The sequence below is a fragment of the Streptomyces sp. NPDC050504 genome (genome assembly GCF_044458065.1).
In the GTDB taxonomy this organism is placed as follows: Bacteria; Actinomycetota; Actinomycetes; order Streptomycetales; family Streptomycetaceae; genus Streptomyces.
The window spans coordinates 56,479-76,646 of sequence record NZ_JBITHO010000004.1 but is presented as its reverse complement, the minus strand read 5'-3'; the positions used below and the strand labels follow the sequence as shown (position 1 = coordinate 76,646).

14 protein-coding genes are annotated in these 20,168 nt (G+C 74.0%); 7 read left to right on the top strand and 7 right to left on the bottom strand.

Annotation, left to right across the window (positions count from 1 at the left end; all coding sequences use genetic code 11):
• Nucleotides 1–5: 5 nt before the first annotated feature.
• From ACIBNE_RS15690 to ACIBNE_RS15680, 3 genes are all read right to left on the bottom strand, one after another.
• Nucleotides 6–1,232 carry a glycoside hydrolase family 64 protein gene (locus ACIBNE_RS15690; protein WP_399271726.1) on the bottom strand — a complete coding sequence of 409 codons (1,227 nt, stop codon included), beginning with the start codon at nucleotides 1,230–1,232 and terminating at the stop codon, nucleotides 6–8.
• A 233-nt stretch (nucleotides 1,233–1,465) separates the two neighbouring features.
• Nucleotides 1,466–2,083, bottom strand: a complete 618-nt coding sequence (locus ACIBNE_RS15685; RefSeq protein WP_399271725.1) for a YceI family protein — start codon at nucleotides 2,081–2,083, stop codon at nucleotides 1,466–1,468.
• A 91-nt stretch (nucleotides 2,084–2,174) separates the two neighbouring features.
• Nucleotides 2,175–5,054: a hypothetical protein gene (locus ACIBNE_RS15680; RefSeq protein ID WP_399271724.1), complete on the bottom strand. Its 2,880-nt coding sequence runs from the start codon at nucleotides 5,052–5,054 to the stop codon at nucleotides 2,175–2,177.
• 295 nt (nucleotides 5,055–5,349) lie between these two features.
• On the opposite strand from ACIBNE_RS15680, the gene ACIBNE_RS15675 reads away from it, so the two are divergent.
• From ACIBNE_RS15675 to ACIBNE_RS15645, 7 genes are all read left to right on the top strand, one after another.
• On the top strand, nucleotides 5,350–6,615 hold the full coding sequence (locus tag ACIBNE_RS15675) for a serine protease (protein ID WP_399271723.1): 1,266 nt from the start codon (nucleotides 5,350–5,352) through the stop codon (nucleotides 6,613–6,615).
• Nucleotides 6,616–6,804: 189 nt separating this feature from the next.
• Complete coding sequence (locus tag ACIBNE_RS15670) at nucleotides 6,805–9,243, top strand: tetratricopeptide repeat protein (protein ID WP_399271722.1); 2,439 nt, start codon at nucleotides 6,805–6,807, stop codon at nucleotides 9,241–9,243.
• Nucleotides 9,244–9,292: 49 nt separating this feature from the next.
• Complete coding sequence (locus tag ACIBNE_RS15665; protein ID WP_399271721.1) at nucleotides 9,293–10,723, top strand: hypothetical protein; 1,431 nt, start codon at nucleotides 9,293–9,295, stop codon at nucleotides 10,721–10,723.
• On the top strand, nucleotides 10,720–11,691 hold the full coding sequence (locus ACIBNE_RS15660; RefSeq protein WP_399271720.1) for a hypothetical protein: 972 nt from the start codon (nucleotides 10,720–10,722) through the stop codon (nucleotides 11,689–11,691). Before ACIBNE_RS15665 ends, ACIBNE_RS15660 begins: the two co-directional genes overlap by 4 nt.
• Nucleotides 11,688–12,932: an extracellular solute-binding protein gene (locus ACIBNE_RS15655; protein ID WP_399271719.1), complete on the top strand. Its 1,245-nt coding sequence runs from the start codon at nucleotides 11,688–11,690 to the stop codon at nucleotides 12,930–12,932. The genes ACIBNE_RS15660 and ACIBNE_RS15655 overlap by 4 nt, the downstream gene beginning before the upstream one ends.
• A 165-nt stretch (nucleotides 12,933–13,097) precedes the next feature.
• Complete coding sequence (locus ACIBNE_RS15650) at nucleotides 13,098–14,696, top strand: acyl-CoA carboxylase subunit beta (RefSeq protein WP_399271718.1); 1,599 nt, start codon at nucleotides 13,098–13,100, stop codon at nucleotides 14,694–14,696.
• 33 nt (nucleotides 14,697–14,729) lie between these two features.
• Nucleotides 14,730–14,936 (top strand): acyl-CoA carboxylase epsilon subunit, encoded by a 207-nt coding sequence (locus ACIBNE_RS15645; RefSeq protein ID WP_399271717.1) that lies wholly within the window; start codon nucleotides 14,730–14,732, stop codon nucleotides 14,934–14,936.
• Between the two features lie 132 nt (nucleotides 14,937–15,068).
• Here ACIBNE_RS15645 and ACIBNE_RS15640 read toward each other — a convergent pair whose 3' ends face one another.
• From ACIBNE_RS15640 to ACIBNE_RS15625, 4 genes are all read right to left on the bottom strand, one after another.
• Nucleotides 15,069–15,650: an ATP/GTP-binding protein gene (locus ACIBNE_RS15640; protein WP_103516628.1), complete on the bottom strand. Its 582-nt coding sequence runs from the start codon at nucleotides 15,648–15,650 to the stop codon at nucleotides 15,069–15,071.
• A complete protein-coding gene (locus ACIBNE_RS15635; RefSeq protein ID WP_399271716.1) occupies nucleotides 15,631–16,209 on the bottom strand; it encodes a DUF742 domain-containing protein in 579 nt (192 codons plus the stop codon). The genes ACIBNE_RS15640 and ACIBNE_RS15635 overlap by 20 nt, the downstream gene beginning before the upstream one ends.
• 111 nt (nucleotides 16,210–16,320) lie before the next feature.
• Nucleotides 16,321–16,734: a roadblock/LC7 domain-containing protein gene (locus ACIBNE_RS15630; protein WP_067239279.1), complete on the bottom strand. Its 414-nt coding sequence runs from the start codon at nucleotides 16,732–16,734 to the stop codon at nucleotides 16,321–16,323.
• Nucleotides 16,735–16,744: 10 nt separating this feature from the next.
• Nucleotides 16,745–20,011 carry a nitrate- and nitrite sensing domain-containing protein gene (locus ACIBNE_RS15625; RefSeq protein WP_399271715.1) on the bottom strand — a complete coding sequence of 1,089 codons (3,267 nt, stop codon included), beginning with the start codon at nucleotides 20,009–20,011 and terminating at the stop codon, nucleotides 16,745–16,747.
• Nucleotides 20,012–20,168: the final 157 nt, after the last annotated feature.

The window sequence follows — 20,168 nt, the reverse complement described above, 5'->3', positions numbered from 1 at the left end:
GGCCCTTACGCCCCGACGGTGACCGTGAAGCGCCGCGGGTTGCCGTCGTGGGCGGCGCCCGAGACGTCGGGCTGGCCGTCGGGGCGCACGTCGTCGTACGGGAAGGCGTACCCGATGGGCGAGTTGGCGTGCACCACGCGCGACCAGTGGTTGGTGACCGCGTCCCGGTAGTAGTCGGCGGTCGTGGTGCCGTTCGGCTGCGAGGGGTGGCTCAGCAGGATCGAGCGGTTGAACCCGGCCGCGAGCCGCGCCAGGATCGCCTTCTTGTCGTCGCTGTCCCCGGGGTTGTTGGCGAAGGGCCCGTGGTTGCAGGTGAAGACGTCCTTCGAGGCCGGTTTGGTGAAGGCGTGGCCCCCGGTGAACGTCAGGACGTCGCCCGAGACCCGTCCCGTGCGCACGCCCCGGCCGCCCTGGAGGTCGATCCGCAGGTCCGTCGTCCGGTACTTGGCCCACACCGCGTCGACGTACGGGGCGAAGTAGGAGCGGAACGGCATCTGGTCGGGGCGGTCGAAGTACGGGGCCATGAGCTGCGTCGGGGAGACGACGCGCAGCACCCTGCCGTCGCCGCCCCGGGTGACCAGCCGGTCCCAGGGCTGGCCGTCGCGCGCGGCCTGCGCGGTGAGGTCGCCGGCGATCCGGTCCACGGCGCCGTTCGGCAGCGGCGCCACGGTGTGCGTGCCGTCGCCGGTCAGGGTCAGGCCGATGGGGAGCGCGGTCACCAGGTCGACGTAACTGATGTTGGCGTACAGCTGCTGCGGGTTGAAGGTGAACTCGCAGAACGACCAGGTGCGGTGGTAGTTGGGGTCGGTCGGGGTGGCGAAGGCGGGCTCGACCAGGGCGGGGCCCGGGTTCAGGAAGAAGTCCAGGCGTCCGTCGCGCACGAAGTAGACCCGGGCGCCGAACATCTGGGGCAGCGTCAGCACGCGGGGCGCCGATCCCGGGCCGCCCAGGGGTATCGCGCAGTCCACCGGGAGCGGGGTCATCGGGGCCGCGGGGGAGTCGGGGCGGTAGACGCCGCCGTCGGGGCGCAGCAGGAGCCAGCGGCCCGTGCCCTGCTCGTGCCCGGTGACGTAGGCGTGCACGGTGCCGGGCAACGACCTGTTGGCCAGGGCCAGTTCACAGGTCGCGGGGGCGGCGGACGCGGTACGGGCGGTGGCGGGCGGGGCGGCCAGCGCGGCGGCGGCCGCGGCCGTGCCCGAGAGGAAGAGGCGTCGCGGGATCGAGGGAGTCACGGGAAGCTCCTGGGGTGTGTGGGGGTTCACCTCACCTTCCCGGGGGCCGTGAACACCGTCAAGACGTGTGGCTGAGAGCGCTCTCAAGAGGCTCACATCTTCACAACTCGAAGACGGGCGGGCGAAGTCGGGCCGTGCCGGGTGCCCCACGGCAAGCGCCCGCCCCGCGCCGCGGGGGACGGCGGGGACGGGCGCGTTCTTGGCGCCCCGGTGTCCGGGGCGGGCGCGGGCGGTCAGCCCTGCTTGATCGCCGAGATGTCGAAGGTGAGCTTGATCTTGTCGCTGACCAGCACGCCGCCGGTCTCCAGCGCCGCGTTCCAGGTCAGGCCCCAGTCGGAGCGCAGGATCTCGGTGCGGCCCTCGAAGCCGACGCGGTCGTTGCCGAACGGGTCCTGCGCGGAGCCGGTGAACTCCAGGTCGATGGCGACCTCGCGGGTGACGTCCTTGATCGTGAGGTCTCCCGTGATGCGGAAGTCCTCGCCGCCCAGGAACTCCGCGCCCGTGGTGCGGAACGTCATCAGCGGGAACTGCTCGGCGTCGAAGAAGTCGCCGCTCTTCAGGTGGCCGTCGCGGTCGGCGCTGCCGGTGTCGACGCTGTCCATCCTGATGTCGAGCGTGGCGGTCGAGCGCGAGACGTCCTCGCCGTCGAGGTGGAGCGCGCCCTCGTAGGAGGTGAAGGCGCCGCGCACGTTCGTGACCATCGCGTGGCGGGCGGTGAAGCCGAGCCGGGAGTGGGCCGCGTCGATCGCGTAGTCGCCGGTCAGGGCGGCCAGCGCGGGGGCCAGTGCGGGGGTGGTGGTCGTGGCGGCGGCGGCCTGCGGCTGCTGCGACTTGCGGGTGAACAGAGCCATGGCTCCTCCTCGGTGCGGTGTGCGTTGAAGTCGGGGTTGTTTAACCTTCAACGAGATTTACTGTAGACCTATCTCGTTCAAAGTTCAACCTTTACGGTCCCGGCGTGGCCGGCCCCTCGACCGCGGGCGGCGTCGGAGCCGGTTCCTGGCCCGTCGGCGTGCGCAGCAGCCCCGACGTGGCCGCCCCCGCGAGGATCGTCGCCGCGGCCGTCGCCACCGCGACGGCCACCGCCGTCGCGGGCGCGCCCAGCGCCGCGACGCTGCGCAGGTTGCGCACGGCGGCCCACGGCAGCCGCGCGGCCACCGCGGTGCGCCGCTCCCACCACAGCCCGAGCAGCAGCCCGAACGCCGTCACCTCGCCGACCCGCAGCAGCAGCGCCACCGCGATCCGCCCGTCGCCCGCCGCCTGCGGGAAGAACACCAGCAGCACCTCGGGCAGCACGACCGCGCCCATCAGCGCGGCCGCCTTGCCGAGCGGCGCCCGGCCCGGCAGCAGCGGATAGAAGTACCCGTAGACGAATCCGTACGCCGCCCAGCGCAGCGCGTGCCGCACCAGGTCCAGGATCTGCACGGTGGCCAGCGACGGCAGCCAGGACCGCAGCACCGACACGTCGTACAGCACCATCGGCAGCGACAGCACCAGCGCGGCGTACGTCCCCGACAGCCCGTTGTGCCACGGCCGGTAGCCGCAGTCCGTGCCGAGCGCCCGCTGCTCGTCGGTGCACGCCCCGTCCGGCCCGCGCGGCGTCCGGTACCCGCCGAGGGCGCGCCACCGCTCGTCGAACCCGGCCACCGTCAGGTCGCCCGCCGCGATCTGCCCCGCGGCCGTCCGGCTCACCGCCTCCTTCGCGCGGTGCAGCAACTGCCGGCGCGCGAAGCGGCCGAGCCGCCTGGCGTGGGTGCGCCGGTCCACCGTCAGCTCGGCCAGGTTCCCGGTGCGCCGCGCGGGCAGCAGCAGCGCCCCGAACGTCACCGTCGTCAGCGCGGCCAGCAGTACGAAGTACCAGGTCGGAGCCGTGAACACGACGACGATCGGCTCCACGAGGAAGACCAGCGCGGCCAGTGCGACGGGCGGCATCCGCCGGTCGCCCAGCGCGGCGGCCCGCTGCCCGCGCCGGTGCAGCAGCACGCCCGCCGCGCCCAGGGCCGCGGTCGCCGCGATCGTCGCGCCGATCACCCCGTACGCGAGGAGGGAGCGCGGGGTCCCGCCCTCCTCGTGGAACGCGGCCCCGGGGAACAGGTCCCAGGTCGGCCAGGCGTCCCCGGACGCCCCGAGCCGCACCTCCGCCCACCGGGGGTAGCCGGAGGCCAGCCACGGCACCGGCAGGTACAGCAGCGCGGCCGCCACCGCCCCGACGCAGGCCCAGCACCAGCGCAGGGGCTCCGACCGGAAGAGCCCCACCCCCGTGAGCACCAGCGGCGCCAGCCACAGCAGCCCGGCGGGCAGCGCGGCGAAGGCCGCGCGCGGCGCGTCGTAGGGGGCGTACGACTCCAGCAGGAGCGTGCCGAGCACGGCCGACAGGTAGAGCAGCCCGCCCAGCAGCCAGGCCGGGGCCAGGTCGCGGCGGCCGAGCAGCCACGGCACCGCGCAGGCCGCCGCCGAGCCGATCAGCAGCGCGCAGGGCACCCGCCAGACGCCGTCGAGCGTCGGCGCGCTGTTCGCCCGGTGCAGCGAGAGCCACAACAGCGGTACCGCGGCGACCGTCAGCAGCACCACGGTGAGCAGCACCACGGCGGCCCGCTCGCGCCAGACCCGGGGCAGCGAGGTGTTCCTGCCCAGCGTCGTGGCCAGCGCGAAGGGCAGCACGAAGGCGACCAGCGGGCCGAGCAGCGCGCGGTACGGGGAGTCGCCCACGCCCGACGGCAGCGCCCCGATCGGCGGGCTGAACGCCACGGCCGCCGCCACCAGCACCGCGATGCCCAGGCCCACCCTGGTCCCGACGGACGGCAGGGGCGCGGCGGCCAGCCGCTCGGCCGCGTACCTGCGGGCCGCCACGACCGTGCCCGCCATGCCCAGGGCGACGGCGGCCAGGACGAGCACGGTGGTGTGCAGCGTGGCGTCGCCGGGGATCGTACGGGGCTCGGCCGCGGCCGACCTGTTCGCGGCCGAGGCCGTCCCGCGCGCGGCGGCCCCGGTCGCCGCGCAGGTCAGGGCGGCCTCGGGCACCCGGTAGTCGAAGGCGAGCGCGGCGGTCCTGGTGCCCACCGAGCGCAGGGAGCCCCCGGCCTCGGCGCGGGCGGCGAACCCGGGACCGCAGGACAGGGCCAGGCTCCAGGAGGTGCCGCGCCACAGCGCGGCGGGTGCCCGTCCCGGGGACGCGGGCCGCAGGTCGAACGTGACGAAGGGGGCGCACAGCCGCAGCCCGCAGGAGGACTCGGTCACGAACCGCAGGGTGACCGCGCCGCCCTTCGGGGCGCCGAAGAACGGCCCCGACGTGCTCGTCTCCAGGCCGGGGCGGAACGTCTCCCAGGGCCGCGACGGCATCCCGGACGCGATGAACAGCGCCTCGTTCGCCGTGAGCCGCTCCGCGCTCCCGGAGCCGCCGCGCACGCGCCGCCACAGCCGGTCGGTGGTCCGCAGCGTGACCGTGTGGGTGATCCGGGTGCGCAGCGTCCTGTCGCGCAGGGTCACCGAGAACGCCGACGACGTGCGGCGGGGCGGGTGCGCGGAGGTGAGGAGGGCGGCGTCCGGCCCCAGGGAGCCGGGGTCCACCTCGTGCGCCCAGGGCGGGGTGCCCCCGACCCCGGTGGCGGCGGTGTCCGTCGGCGCGACGGACTCGTGGAGCGTCACCGCCGACGCCCCCACCAGCAGGAGCAGGAGCGCGACGAGGCAGGCGCGGATCCACCCGCGGGCACGGCCGGTCCCACCGGCCCCGGGCGTTCCCCCGGGAGTCCCACCGGCCCCGGGCGTCCCGCCCGCCCCGCCGTCACCCGTGGCCCCGGCACCGTCTCCGTACGCGAAGTCCCCCATGACGCCCCCGACCGTCACCGTAGCGCCGGGCCTGGACTTCCGGAACGGCGTTGCGGGACTGCCGAATCCCAACCCCGGTACGGGTGTTGACCGTGGTGCGCGCGGGGCCGCCGAACGCACGGGAGCGTGCGGTTCCGGGCGTCCGTGGGGGCGTGCGGGGCGCGCGCGGGAAGCATCAGGCGCCCCATGACGCACTGACGGTGCGACAGGGGGCGGCGTATGCTGGAGAGTTATGTGGGACGGCTTGGGGGAGTCCGTCAACTCACCTGTTGACAGGGTGAGTTGGAGACTGAGGGTGCGCCGCGACGGGCCGCTCGGCGACATCGAGGGGGCGGGCATCCTCCTCTCGCCGGAGTTCGCGCTCACCGCGGCCCACGTCGTCGGCGACCCGGACCACGCGGTCTGGCTGGACTTCCCCGAGGTCCGCGCCCCCGACGGCGCCCCCGCGGTCCCCGGCGTCGCGGCCACCGTCGCCCCCGGCGGCTGGTTCCCGGCCGCCCACGACCCCGCCGACGGCGACGTCGCCGTGCTGCGCCTCGCGGGCCCGCGCCACCAGGGCACCCCCGCCCCGCTCAGCCGCCGCGTGCCCGAGCCCGAGGACGCCCTGCGCATCGGCGGCTACCCGGTCGAGCAGGACGACGGCATGTGGGTGCGGGCCACCCAGAGCGGCCCGCACGGCCAGCTCTACCAGCTCGACCCACGGGCCCAACGCGAGGTCGTCCGCCCCGGCTTCAGCGGCGGCGCCGTCCTCAACCTCGCGACCGAGCGGGTCGTCGGCATGGTGCTGCGCCGCTACGCCGACGACGAGCACGACCGGCCCGCAGAGGAGCGCGCCTACCTCTCGTACATGATCCCGGTCCGCAGGATCGTGCAGATCTCGCCGACCGTACGGCGGCTGTACGCGCTGACCCAGGGCGAGCTGGGGGAGTACGGGCGGAGCCTCGACCACTGGTTCGACCGCGTCCACGAGCACGGCGGCGAGCCCGCCGTGCGCATCACGCCCGTCGTGCGGGACGGCGGTCACGCCGCCGTGCTCGGCCAGCGGCTGCACCGCGCCGACCTCGTCCTCGACGCGGCGGGCGCCGCGACCCGCGACCTCGCCGACCGCATCGCCCGCGCGGGGCCGTGCCGCGACCCGGACGCGCCCGTCGTGGTGGTCATCGGCGTCGACGAGGCCGCCGACCCGCCCTCGCTGATCCGGCTGCTCGGACAGTGCGCGCTGCGCGGGGCGCGGCTGCTGCTGGTGATCCGCGAGCGGGTGGGGCCCGTGTGGGAGCGGCTGGTGGTGGAGCTGCGGCTGCCGTCGGTGGTCGCGCACTGCGGGGACCTGCTGGTACGGCTCCGGAGGGCGGAGGCCGAGCACGACCGGCGGTGGAAGGGCGGCTCGCTCGCGGGCAAGCCGCACATCGAGCCGGTGGCGGTGGCGCGCTACACGGAGTACGCGAGGCTCGCGTCGCTCCCCGACCCGTTCCGCCAGTTGCGCGCGGCGGACTCGCTGGCGGCGCGGCTGCGCGAGGACCTCACGCACGTGGAGGCCCGCTGTGGGCAGTCGTCCCGCTAGGGGCGGAACGGGCGGGCGCGGCGGAGCCCGCACCCGCGGCGGCCGTTCCCCACGGGCGCGCCAGGCGCCGCGCCCCGGCGACCGTTCCCCACGGCCGCGCCAGGCGCCGCGCCCCGCACGGGAGAGGTGGCGCGCCCGCCGCCGACCGCTTCAGGAGAAGACGACCGCTTCGGGGCGAGGGGAGGCGCCATGACCGACCCGCCACCCGGCGCGCGCCGCGCCTGCCCGCACCTCCGGTTCTCCGGCGCGCCCTGCCGCGGCGTCCTCACCGCCACCGGGCACTGCGACGCCTGCGGGCGCGCCGCCACCGACCGCACCGCGTCCACCGCCCTCTCGCCCGGCCCCGAGCAGCTCCTCCAACTCCCCGAACTGCCGGGCACGGAGCCCACGTTGCTGCCACCGGGCCACCCCCTCCCGTTCGGCAAGCGGTGCGGCGCCCCCGGCTGCGGGCGGCGCATCGGGCCGCCGCTCGTGCTCGGCCCCGTACCCCTGGAAGGGCACTGCCCCTCCTGCGGCGCCCGCTACTCCTTCGTGCCGCCGCTGCGCGAACACCTCGTGCTGGGCGGCCAGTACCGGGTGCGCGGCACCCTCGCGCACGGCGGACAGGGCTGGGTGCACCTCGCGGACGACACCCACCTCGACAACACCCCCGTCGCCGTCAAGGGCCTCCTCAACCGCCACGACGCCGGGCTCCAGCGCCTCGCCCGCGAGGAGCGCCGCTACCTCATCGCCATCAACCACCCCGGCACCGTCCGGATCCTCGACTACATCCACCACCAGCACCCCAAGGACCCGCCCGACCGCCCCACCGCGTACATCGTCATGGAGTACGTCAGCGGCTCCACGCTCGACGAGATCGTCACCAGGACCCGGGCGGGCGAGCGGCCGCTGGGGGTGCCGCTCGACATCGAGCACGTCCTCACGTACGGCTGCCTCGTCCTCGAAGCCCTCGCACACCTGCACTCCATGGGCCTGGTCCACGGCGACATGAAGCCGTCCAACGTCATCCACCACCGCGACCGCATCAAGATCATCGACCTGGGCGGGGTCCGCAGGGACGGCGAGCGCGAGCCCGGCATGGTCACCACCCCCGGCTACGCCGCCCCCGAGTCCGCCGCCACGGGCCCCACCGTCGCCCACGACCTGCACGCGGTCGGCCGCACCCTCCAGCAGCTCGCGCGCTACGCCCGCACCAACGGCGTCCCGCCCCAGGGCCTCGACTCGCTGCGCCGCGCGCTGGAACGGGCCACCCACCGCTGGCCCGGCCGCCGCTTCGGCACCGCCGACGAGATGGCCGGCCAACTGCGCGGCGTGCTCCGCGAGATCAGGGCCCTGCGCGGCAAGCACGACCAGCCCGAACCCTCCGCCCACTTCACCCGGTCCACCGTGCTCACCGGCGGCAACGCCGGGGCCGTGCCCGACTTCCGGCACTGGCTGCGCCGCCCGGTCCCCTCTCGCCGCGAGCCCCGCGAGTCCCCGCCGCTGGACCTCGGCGCCCCCACGGCCCGCGCCGTCGCCCTCGGCCTGCCCGTCCCCGTCCCGCACCCCGCCGACCCCGAGGCGTCCCGCTTCGGCCTCACCAGCTACGACCCCGACCTGCCGCTGCGCCAACCGGACGGCGAGCCGTCCGCCGAGGTCGGCCTGCACAACCTCCGCCGCCTGCTGCGCCAGTCCTCCCCGCTCGCCCGCGCCGACGCCGCTGCCGAACTGGCCGGGGCCGCCCGCATCCTGGGCGTCCCGGTCGACCTGCGCTGGCGCCTCTCCTGGCACCAGGGGCTGCTGCGCCTGGTCCGCGCCGACGACGCCCGCAGGGCGCGCGGCCCGGACGGGCCCGAGGAGCGCGGCCACCTCGCGGCGGCCCGGCGCAGCTTCGCCGCCGTGCACCACGCGCTGCCGGGCGACTACGCCGCCAAACTCGCCCTCGGCTACTGCCAGGAGCGCCTGGGCGCCGCGCGCCCCACCGCCGACGAGCTGTACGAGGCGGTCCGCGCCCGCAACCCCTCGCACGGCACCGCCGCCTTCGCGCTGGCCCGCACCGCCCTCGCGCGCGGCGACCGCGAGCGCGCCCTGCGCGTGCTCGAAGAGGTCCCCGAGGAATCCCGCGACCACCGCGCCGCCCGCATCGCCGCCATCCGCATCCAGGCCGCGCGGCTCGCGCCGGGACCCGGAGGGCTGCCGGGCCCCGACGGGCTCCTCGCCGCGCTGCGCACCTTCGTCAGGGCGGTCGGCGACCCCCGGCTGCACCTCGCGGGCGAGACCGGCGAACGCCTCCGCACCGAACTGTGCGAATGGGCCCTGGACATCGTGTGCCGCGCGCCCGACCACCCCGCGACCGAACAGTCCCTCACGCTCCTCGCCCACACCCGCGCCCTCGTCTACGACCGGGGCCACACCCGGCCCGCGGGGGAGCCGACGGCCGACCGCAGGGCCCGCCGCCCGGGGCGCCCTGCCACGGGCGCGCGGTCCCTGCTGCGCCGCCTGGTCCCCGACGAACCCCTCACCCCCGAGCGCAGGGCCCGCTTCCTGCTGGAGGAGGCATACCGAGACCTGGCCGCCTTCTGCGCGCCCGAGGGCCGCGAGCGGCTGGCCGACCTGGCGCAGTCCGTCCGCCCAGGGACCCGCTTCTGACGCGCCGCGGCCCGTACCGCCGCACCGCCCGACCCGCTGGAGCCGCCCCATGCAGTTCACGCTCTCCGTCGACGCCGACGCGACCCGCGTCCCCGCCCAGGGCAAGCAGCGCGTCGACGCGGTCGTACGGGTCGACGCGCGGCCGCTGCCCGGCGAGCCGCCGCCCGACCCCGCGGGCATCGGCATCCTCATCGCCGTCGACTTCGCCCCCGGCCGCCGGGACATCACCCGCGAGACCGCGACGGCCGCGGTCTCCGCCGTCCCCGACGGCGCCTCCTTCGCGCTGCTCGGCGGCGGCGAACGCCCCGTCACCGGCTACCCGTTCAGCGGCGGCTGGGCGGTCGCCGACCGCTCCACGCGCGGCCTCGCCGCCTTCGAGGCGGGCAGGCTGATGCCGCTGAACGCCCCTGCGGGCGCGACCAGTTACGCCACCTGGCTCGCGCTGGCCCGGCGGATGTTCGCCCGGCTCGGCCCGGCCGTCCCGGTGCGCCACCTCCTGATGATCACCGACGGCGTGGGCTCGGGGGCCGACCGCGTCGACCGCGAACTCGCCGCCTGCCACGGCAGGTTCGGCTGCGACGTGCTGGGCGTCGGCGACCGCTGGGACCCCCGCGCCCTGCTGCGCATCGCCGCCCGGCTGCACGGCAGGGCCGCCGCGCTCCCGCTCGACCACGACGGCCCGGCGGCCGCCGCCACCCGCGCGCTCGCCCCCGTCCTGGCCCGGCTGACCGCCGCCCGCAGCCCCGCCCTCGAACTGGGGCTGACCCTGCGCAGGGGCGTGCGGTTCGAGAGCCTCGCGGAGGTGTCGCCCGCCCGCCGCACCCTCCACCCCCGCCGCACCGCCCCCCGGCAGCTCCGCTTCCACACCCAGATGTGGGCCGCCGAGACCCGCTCCTACCTCCTCTCCCTGACCGCCGACCCCGAGGGCGACCCCCTGGAGACCCCGCTCCAGCTCGCCGCCGTGACCGCGACCGCCCCCGCCGCCCCCGAGGCGGCCCCCGCCCCCGGCACCACCCCCGGCACCGCGCCCGCCGCCGTCACCGCCCGCTGGAGCTGGAGCGCGCCGCCCGCGACCGGCGCCGCCGAAGCGGGCCGGAGCGTGGTCTTCCACCTCTCGTACAACGGCATGCTCGACGCGTACGGCGAAGGCTGCATCGCGCTCGTCGCCGACCGCCGCGACCTGGCGACGCGCCGCTTCGCCGTCGCCACCCGCCTCGCCCACCAGCTCGGCGACCTGGAGACCCTCGCCAAGCTCCGCGAGATCGTCGAGATCGAGGACGCCCCGCGCGGCCTCGTCCGCATCCGCGCCTCGGTCAACCACGCCGTCGTCCACGCGGGCCGCCTCAGCTCCGGCACCGGACCCGCCCCGCTGCCGGGACCCGAGCCGCCGCCCGGCGGCTCTGCCGCGCGCTGCCCCGACTGCGGGGCCGACCTTGCGGCCAAGGCCCGCTTCTGCGTCCGCTGCGGGCGGCGGCGATGAGGCGCGCCGCACCGCTCTCGACGCGCCGCAGGATCATCCGGCACCTCGTGGCGGCCGGCGTCTCCTCGCTGGTGGCGCTGAGCGCGCTGGTCCTCTCGTACGCCGGGATCCACCAGCAGGCCGAACGCATGCGCACGACGCTCGCGCCCAGCGTCCAGGGCGTCGCGTCCACCCGGGTCTCGCTCTACCAGAGCTGGAACGAGGCGCGCAGGGGCGAGCTCGACGGGGTGGGGTACCGCAGCCCGCTGCTGGTGGCCGAGCAGACGCTCGCCGACGTGCGCGGACGCCAGATCGCGGGCGCCCAGGGCCGCAGCGGCCTGGAGAGCGTCAACGGCATCCGCAACACCTACAAGAGCGCCCTGGACGACGCGCACGGCCGCTTCGCCGACAACCCCGGCATGCGGACGGTCGCCATGGACGACGCCGAGGACTCGCTCTTCCGCCGGGGCGAAGGGGTCTTCCCGCGCCTGGACGAGGTCCAGCGCGAACAGCTGGAGACCGTGGACCGCGAGGTCGACGGCGGCCCGTCGCGCAGGGCGGGCTGGCTGCTCGCCGAACTGTCCCTGCTCTTCCTGGCCGCCGTGCTGCTCTCGGCGCACCTGATGCTGCGCCGCCGCTGCGGGCGCCGCCACAACGTCCCGCTGTCCGCGGCGCTCCTGCTGACCGCCCTGCTCGCGGCCTTCCCGCTGTACTGGGACCGCGAGACGTACGACGCGCTCGACGCGGCCCGCGACCGGCTGCACGCCATGGACGCCGAGGTCACGAAGGCCAGGACGGACATCGGCCTGGCCACGGCCCGCGTCACCGTCGTGAACACCTCGCGGGACGTCCTCACCGAGATCGACTCCACCGGCGGCAGGGCGGCGCTCGCGGGCTGGATCGCCCTGGCCGCCGCGCTCACCGTGGCGCTCCCCGCGGGAGCGCTCGGCTTCCGCCTCTGGCGCGACTACGAAGGAGGCGTACGGTGACGGGCCGACCGCTGCGGGCCGTGGCCCGGCTGCTCCTGCCGCTCCTGCTGCTCCCCGCGGCGGCCTGCACGGCCGTGCCCTTCGCCGACGAGCCGCGCCCGGTGACCGTGCTGGGCCCGTGGACCGACGCGCAGGCCGACGCGTTCGAGGACCTGCTCGCCGAGTCCGGCGTCCGCTTCGACTACCAGGGCACGGCCGCCCAGCGCGAGGTGCTGCTCTCCCAGGTCGACGCGGGCGCCGCACCCGACCTGGTGGTGCTCCCCAGCCCCGGCGAGCTCTCGGAGTACGCGGGCCAGGGCAGGCTGGAACGGCTGACCGGGCTGTACGACCCCGAGGCGTACGGCGCCCCCTGGACGGCCGGGCAGGACCACCCGTACTGGCTCCCGGTCAAGGTGGACGTCAAGAGCCTGGTCTGGCGCCGCGAGCGGACCCCGGAGCCGCACGCGCCCGTCGACGCCGGGCAGTGGTGCGTCGGGATGCGCGACCCGGGGGCGTCCGGCTGGCCGGGCAGCGACTGGATCGAGGACATCCTGCTCCAGCAGTCGGGCCCCGAGGCGTACGCGAAGTGGGCCGCGGGCGACATCCCGTGGACGAGGGGGCCCGCCGCACGGGCCTGGCGCACCTGGCGCGCGTACCTGCGGGGCGAGGCGGCGGCCGAGGCCCTGCGCCAGGACTACCGGGGCGCTCCGGGGGAGAACGGACTGCTCTTCGCGGGGCGCGGCGAGCCGTCCTGCACGCTGGAGCACCAGGGCTCCTTCGCCCGCGCCCTGTACGACGAGCGCGCGGACGAGGCGGTGCCGGGCGACTCGGCGCCCGTGCTGCCCGGCGGCCCCTACGCGCTGCGGGGCCGCGAGGTCTCCGGGGACTTCGCCGCGCTCTTCCGGCGCACCCCGCAGTCCGAACGGCTGCTGGCCTTCCTGCTGTCGAAGAAGGGCCAGGAGAGCTGGCCCGACCGGGTGCCGGTGCTCTCCGCCCGGAAGGACGTGAGCGGCGGCCACGAGCCGGGCACGGTCTCGGCCGGGCTGCTCGGCCGGCTGCGCGACACCGGCGTGCCGCTCTGCCTGGACGCGTCGGACGTGATGCTGCCCACGATGCGGGACGCCTTCCACGAGAAGGTGCTGCTCCAGCTCTCGCTGCCGGACCGGGACCCCGACGAGGTGCTGGGGAGACTGGAGGAACTCCGGCTGAGCCTGGGCCGCCAGGGGCAGCGGACCGTGCGCCACGAGCAGGTGTGCAGCTAGTCGGCTCCACGGCGACCTGTTGGAACTCTACAAAGGGAGCCCGAGTGTCGCTGGCACTTGGGCTGCACGGGCGGAACGATCTGTCCGGGGCTACCAGGAAAACCGCCCAGAGACTGTACGGAACCAACGGCCGGTTTTCCTTGGTCGGTTTCGTAGGGTCGACATATGACCGTTGTGGACGAGACCCAGGGTGACGAGACTCAGGGCGGGCCGAGTGACACGCGTGGCCGCGTGGCCGAGCTGCACGCGCTGCGAGAGCAGGCGCGACGCGGGCCGAGCGAGCGCGCGACCGAGGCCCAGCACGCCAAGGGCAAGCTGACGGCCCGCGAGCGCATCGAGCTGCTTCTGGACCCGGGTTCGTTCAAGGAGGTCGAGCAGCTGCGGCGGCACCGGGCGACCGGGTTCGGCCTGGAGGCGAAGAAGCCGTACACCGACGGTGTCATCACCGGTTGGGGCACGGTCGAGGGCCGTACGGTCTTCGTCTACGCGCACGACTTCCGGATCTTCGGCGGTGCGCTGGGCGAGGCCCACGCCACGAAGATCCACAAGATCATGGACATGGCGATCGCGGCGGGTGCGCCGCTGGTGTCGTTGAACGACGGCGCGGGGGCCCGTATCCAGGAGGGCGTCTCGGCGCTGGCCGGGTACGGCGGGATCTTCCAGCGCAACACCAGGGCTTCCGGTGTGATCCCGCAGATCAGCGTGATGCTCGGCCCGTGCGCGGGCGGCGCGGCCTACAGCCCCGCGCTGACGGACTTCGTGTTCATGGTCCGCGAGACCTCGCAGATGTTCATCACGGGCCCGGACGTCGTCAAGGCCGTGACCGGCGAGGAGATCACCCAGAACGGGCTGGGCGGCGCGGACGTGCACGCCGAGACCTCGGGCGTCGCGCACTTCGCGTACGACGACGAGGAGACCTGCATCGCCGAGGTCCGCTACCTCATCGCGATGCTGCCCTCCAACAACCGCGAGAACCCCCCGGTCGTCCACTCCGACGACCCGGCCGACCGCCGCTCGGAGGTGCTGCTCGACCTGGTCCCGGCCGACGGCAACCGCCCGTACGACATGCGCAAGGTCATCGAGGAGCTCGTCGACGACGGCGACCACCTGGAGGTCCACGAGCGCTGGGCCACCAACATCATCTGCGCCCTGGCCAGGCTCGACGGCCAGGTCGTCGGCATCGTGGCCAACCAGCCGCAGTCGCTCGCGGGCGTCCTGGACATCGAGGCGTCCGAGAAGGCTGCCCGTTTCGTCCAAATGTGCGATGCTTTCAATATCCCGATCGTGACGCTCCTCGACGTCCCCGGCTTCCTGCCGGGCGTCGACCAGGAGCACGGCGGGATCATCAGGCACGGCGCGAAGCTGCTGTACGCGTACTGCAACGCGACGGTGCCGCGGATCTCGCTGATCCTGCGCAAGGCGTACGGCGGCGCGTACATCGTCATGGACTCGCAGTCCATCGGCGCCGACCTCACCTACGCCTGGCCGACCAACGAGATCGCGGTCATGGGCGCCGAGGGCGCCGCCAACGTGATCTTCCGCAAGCAGATCGCGGAGGCCGAGGACCCCGAGGCGATGCGCGCGCGCATGGTCAAGGAGTACAAGGCCGAGCTGATGCACCCGTACTACGCGGCCGAGCGCGGCCTGGTCGACGACGTGATCGACCCCGCGGAGACCCGCGAGGTGCTGATCTCCTCGCTGGCGATGCTCCGCAACAAGCACGCGGACCTGCCCGCCCGCAAGCACGGCAACCCCCCGCAGTAACCCTGCGACGAGACGTTCGGAGACGACACACAGATGAGCATTCCCGCCGATACCGCTTCCCTGCTGCGCGTCGAGAAGGGCCACGCCGAGCCCGAGGAGGTCGCGGCGATCGCCGCGATCCTGCTGGCGCGTGCGGCGGCCCGCCCCGAGGTCCCCGGCCACCGCGGCCGCACGGCGGCCGGCTGGCGCCGCCTGGAGCGCCAGTCGGGCTTCCGCCCGTCGCACAGCTGGCAGGGCTGAGGAATTCCGTAGCAGTACGCCGAAGGGCCCGCACACCGAAGTGTGCGGGCCCTTCCGCGTACCGGACGGAGAGTCCCGCGCCCCAAGAAGGGGCGCGGGGCCGCGCGAGAGTGGGGCACAGGCCGGGGCCGACTACCTCAGTCGGGCCATCAGGGCGTGCTCGACGAGCGTGATGAGCGCGCTCTTGGCGTCCGCGCGGTGGCGCGCGTCCGTCGTCAGGATCGGCGTGTCGGGTCCGATCTGGAGCGCCTCGCGCACCTCGTCGGGGGTGTAGGGCTGGTGTCCGTCGAAGCCGTTGAGGGCGATGACGAACGGCAGCCCGCTGTTCTCGAAGTAGTCCACAGCCGGGAAGCAGTCGGCGAGCCTCCGGGTGTCGACGAGCACCACGGCGCCGATGGCGCCGCGTACGAGGTCGTCCCACATGAACCAGAAGCGGTCCTGTCCGGGTGTACCGAAGAGGTACAGGATCAGGTCCTGGTCCAGGGTGATGCGACCGAAGTCCATGGCGACGGTGGTGGTGGTCTTGTCGCCGGTGTGGGTGAGGTCGTCGATGCCGGCGGACGCCGACGTCATGACGGCCTCGGTGCGCAGCGGGTTGATCTCCGAGACGGCTCCGACGAACGTGGTCTTGCCCACGCCGAAGCCACCCGCCACCACGATCTTCGCGCTGGTGGTGGAGCGGGCGGTTCCGCCGCTAGAGCTTGCGAAGTCCACTGAGCACCCTTTCGAGCAGTGTCACGTCTGGCTGGCCGCCGGCGGCTTCGTCGCCGCCGGGCTGGTGGATGGCGACTAGTCCGGCCTCGGCCAGGTCGGCTACGAGGATCCGGGCGACGCCGAGGGGGATGGAGAGCAGGGCCGAGATCTCGGCGATCGACTTGATCTCGAAGCACAGCCGGCAGATCCGCTGGTGCTCGGGCAACTGCCCTTGCAGCTGGGACGGATCGGCCGTCGTGCTGACCAGTGCCTCGATGGCGAGCTGGTAGCGCGGCCGGGTACGACCGCCGGTCATGGCGTAGGGCCGCACCAGCGGGTTGTGGTTCCCCATCGGGGGCTGCGCCTGCGCCGACGCGGGCGGCGGCACCCGGTGGGGCTGCTGCTGACGGGGCTGCTGGTACGGCTGGTGCGGTTGCTGGTACGGCTGTTGGGGCTGGTACGGGGGATTCGTACCGTGTCTGCTGGGTGTGGAGGGGAAGTTGTAGCGATTCTGCCCGTGCTGTTCACCCGGATATTGCCGCGGACTCTCGTATGGGTGTCCGCCTGGGGGTGTTGTCACGTTTCCTCCTCCGACTGCCGGTCGCCCGTCCCGTTGGGGCCGCGCCACCGCACCTTATGGTGCGGTGGCGAGAAACGCACTGTCTCTCTGTTGGTTGAGCGTGGTTAACGGCTAGTTGAGGAGACTGCCCTGGAGTTCCGCGCGCAGGTCCGGGGTGAGGACCGTGCCCGCGCGGTCGACCAGGAGGGCCATCTCGTAGCCGATGAGGCCGATGTCCGCCTCCGGGTGGGCCAGTACGGCCAGCGACGATCCGTCGGAGATGGACATGATGAAGAGGAAGCCGCGCTCCATCTCCACCACCGTCTGGTTGACGGCGCCGCCTTCGAAGATCCGGGACGCCCCCGCGGTCAGCGAGGTCAGTCCCGAGGCCACGGCCGCGAGCTGGTCGGCCCGGTCCCGCGGGAACCCTTCGGACATCGCCAGCAGGAGTCCGTCGGCGGAGACCACCACCGTGTGGGACACCCCGGGGGTGTTGTCCACGAAGTTGGTGATCAACCAGTTCAGATTCTGCGCCGCCTGGCTCATCGGGCTCACACTAACGCTCCTGGTCGTAGGTATTACTGGGGTCTGAACCCGCGCTGCGTCCCTGCTGGATGCCGCGGCGGAGGTTGCTCAGCCGGCCGCGCACGTCCTCGGGGGCACGGGAGACCTGGGGGCCGCCCTGCGGGGTCTGCTCGGCGGAACCCTCGACCAGATTGGCCTTGGGCACCCGTCGGGGAAGACCGGACGAGGTCACCCCGCCCGCCTTCGGCTCCTTGAGTCGTTCGGCCCGCTGCCAGCGCTCGTCGTTCTGTGAGCGCCAGTCGTCGGAACCCGCCCCGTCCGCCGACCCGCCCTGTTCGGGCTGAGGCTCTGGCTCCGGCTGCTGCCAGGGCTGCTGACTCCCGCGCCGCGGGAGACCCGCGTCGGTGAGGTCGTGGCCGTTGTTCGGGGTGGAATCCGGACGGTCGAAGCCTACGCGGTCTCCGGCGTTCGCGGGAGCGCCCTGGGCCGATTCCGGTTCCTGCTCGCTCGGTTGTTCGTACGTCGTCGGGTAGCCGGTCCGATCGGTCCACTCGGCCTGCTGGGCGAGGGGATCGAACGGGGCGTCGAAACCGGCCGCGGCCTGTTCGGGAGTCTGATGGGCAGGTTCCGGATAGCCGTTGTTCGGCTGATATTCGCCGTACTGGCCGTAACCCTGCCCGTAACCGTCCTGACCCGGACCGTAACCGTCCTGAGCGGGCTCGTAGCCGCCCTGACCGGGCTCGTAGCCCGTCTGGGGGGCGTACTGCTGCTCGTACTCCGGCTGTACGTACCCCTGGTCGAGCTGCGGGTCGTACTGCGGCGGCTGCTGGGCCTGCTGCTGTACGTCCTGCGCCTGCATCTGCTGGGGCTCGTGCGCCTGCTGGGGGAGGGCCTGCTGCTGCTCGTCGCGGAACAGCGGCCGCTCGTCCTGCGCGTGCTGGGCCTCCAGCGCCTCGATCGCGGCCCGCTGGTTCTCCCGCAGCCTGGCGCGGCCCATCGGGTCCATGCGGCTCGACGCGGGCGAATCGACGTCGGCGGCGCCGGCGCCCGCCGCGGCGTAGCGCGAGTCGTCGAAGCCCAGCTCGGCCGCGGTGCGCAGCGGGGCGGCACCGAAGTCCTGCTCCTGCTGCTCCGGGATGATCGAGGAGACCGTGAAGGAGTCGTCGACGGGGGCCTCGCCACCGCCGCCGTGGGTGATCGCGTCGGGGAGCATGACCAGCGACGTGGTGCCCGCCTGCTCGCCCGAGGGGCGGAGCTGGACGCGGATGCCGTGCCGGTCGGAGAGGCGGCCGACCACGAAGAGGCCCATGCGCTGGGACACCGCGGCGTCCACGGTCGGCGGGTTGGCCAGCTTGTGGTTGATGTCCGCGAAGTCCTCGGCGGTGAGGCCGATGCCCTTGTCGTGGATCTCGACCATCACGCGGCCGTCCGGAAGCCGGGTCGCGGTGACCCGGACCTTGGTCTGCGGGGAGGAGAACGTGGTGGCGTTCTCCAGCAGCTCGGCGAGCAGGTGCACGAGGTCGGTCACGGCCTGGCCGTGGATCTCGGTCTCGGGGACCCCGCTCAGTTCGATGCGCTCGTAGCTCTCCACCTCGGACGAGGCGGCGCGCAGCACGTCCACCAGCGGCACCGGCTGGTTCCAGCGGCGGCCGGGCTCCTCGCCCGCGAGGACCAGGAGGTTCTCGCCGTTGCGGCGCATGCGGGTCGCGAGGTGGTCCAGCCGGAAGAGGTTCTCCAGCTGGTCCGGGTCGGCCTCGTTGTTCTCCAGGTCGGTGATGAGGGTCAGCTGGCCCTCGATCAGCGACTGGTTGCGGCGCGAGAGGTTGGTGAAGATCGCGTTGACGTTGCCCCGCAGCATGGCCTGCTCGGCGGCGAGCCGGACGGCCTCGCGGTGCACCTGGTCGAAGGCGCGGGCGATCTCGCCGATCTCGTCCCTGGAGGAGATGGCGATCGGCTCGACGTGGGTGTCGACGCGGCCCGGCTCCGTGCGCGAGAGCTGGTCGACCAGCATCGGCAGGCGCTGCTCGGCGATGCCGAAGGCGGCGGTGCGCAGGCGGCGCATCGAGCGGCTCATGTGGCGGGCCATGAGACCGGCGAGGATCAGCGAGGCGAGCACGGCGCCGACGACGACGGCACCGGTGAGGATCGCGTCGTTCTTGGCGTCGGAGGAGATCTGGGAGGCCTCCTTCACCGCCCGGTCCACGAGGTCGTCCTCGATCTCGCTGTAGCCCTCGAACTGGAGGGTCGAGGTGGCCAGCCAGGTGCCGGCGGTGACGCCCGACGACTTCAGCCCGCGCAGTTCCTCCGGGGACTTGGCGTTGCTGATCGCCGTCGTCATCATCGAGACGACGTTCTGCTCCGCGCCCTTGGTCGCGTCGATCTTCCCGGCGTCGGTGTCGCCGCTCCGCTTGGCCTCCTCCAGCGTCTTGGCGCCCTCGGCGGCCTTGCGCTTCATGACCTCCTGGAACATGCGGGCGTCCTCCTCGGTGCCCGCGGCGGCGTACTCGCTGAAGGCGATGCCCTCCAGGTAGTTGTACGCGGCGAACGCCCGCACCTGCGCGGAGAACGTCTTCTCGTCCTCGCTCGGGCGCACCAGCAGGTGCGTGCCGATGGAGCGCTGGAGGGAGTGGGCGGCCTTGGCCAGCTCGACGGCGTAGACCATGCGGCCGTAACTGGTGATGTTGCCGGTGCCGAGGCCGAGCTCGTTGGAGAACGCCATCAGCGCGTGCTGGACGGCGACGTACTCCTGCTCCGTCTGTACGGGGTCCTTGGCGGCGGTGTAGGCGGTGGTGCGGGTGGCTTCGAGCTTCGGCTCGGCCTCGCGGACGAGGGCGAGGCGGCGCAGCATGCCCTTCTCCTGGGGCATGTCCCGCACGGCCGCGTCGAACTTGTCGGCCGCCGCGTCGGTGGTGTCGCGGGCCTTCTGTACGGCGGGGTCCTTGCGCTGGTTCGACAGCAGGGGCCTGGCCGTGAGGTCGCGCTCGTTGAGCAGCGCCTGGCCGTACTCGGACGCGGCGCGCACGATCCGCGCGGTCTTCTCGGCGTCCTGGGCCTCGCGCCAGGTGTCGATGGAGCCCTTGACCTGGAAGCCGCCCATGACGAGGGCGACCCCCACGGGTATGAGGAGGATCGCGTTGAGCTTGACGGGCACGCGCCAGTTGCGCGGCGACAGCTTGCTGGAGCTGCCGCCCGCGGGCCGGGGGCCCGGCGGGTTCGCAGGCGATGCCGCTGTCCGCGACGGCGGGGTGAAGTTACCCCGTGACTGCTGCGCCGCGGAGCTCGTCTTGCTTCGCCTCACTCGACCAACAACCTCTCGGCGTCGGCACCTACGTTGTGCCGGTGTTTCGTTCAGGGCCGTACTACTCGGAAGTTCAGGGAATTCCAGCATGCAGGGCGGCCCGGCTCCAAACACTGGAGAGAAGCCGGTGGGAGTGGCGAACACCTCGGATAAACCG

What these genes read in the sequence shown, in the direction of transcription:
- ACIBNE_RS15630 (WP_067239279.1), bottom strand. Translation starts at nt 16,734, where the DNA reads ATGAGCCAGGCGGCGCAGAATCTGAACTGGTTGATCACCAACTTCGTG.
- ACIBNE_RS15680 (WP_399271724.1), bottom strand. Translation starts at nt 5,054, where the DNA reads ATGGGGGACTTCGCGTACGGAGACGGTGCCGGGGCCACGGGTGACGGC.
- ACIBNE_RS15670 (WP_399271722.1), top strand. Translation starts at nt 6,805, where the DNA reads ATGACCGACCCGCCACCCGGCGCGCGCCGCGCCTGCCCGCACCTCCGG.
- ACIBNE_RS15650 (WP_399271718.1), top strand. Translation starts at nt 13,098, where the DNA reads ATGACCGTTGTGGACGAGACCCAGGGTGACGAGACTCAGGGCGGGCCG.
- ACIBNE_RS15685 (WP_399271725.1), bottom strand. Translation starts at nt 2,083, where the DNA reads ATGGCTCTGTTCACCCGCAAGTCGCAGCAGCCGCAGGCCGCCGCCGCC.
- ACIBNE_RS15660 (WP_399271720.1), top strand. Translation starts at nt 10,720, where the DNA reads ATGAGGCGCGCCGCACCGCTCTCGACGCGCCGCAGGATCATCCGGCAC.
- ACIBNE_RS15665 (WP_399271721.1), top strand. Translation starts at nt 9,293, where the DNA reads ATGCAGTTCACGCTCTCCGTCGACGCCGACGCGACCCGCGTCCCCGCC.
- ACIBNE_RS15645 (WP_399271717.1), top strand. Translation starts at nt 14,730, where the DNA reads ATGAGCATTCCCGCCGATACCGCTTCCCTGCTGCGCGTCGAGAAGGGC.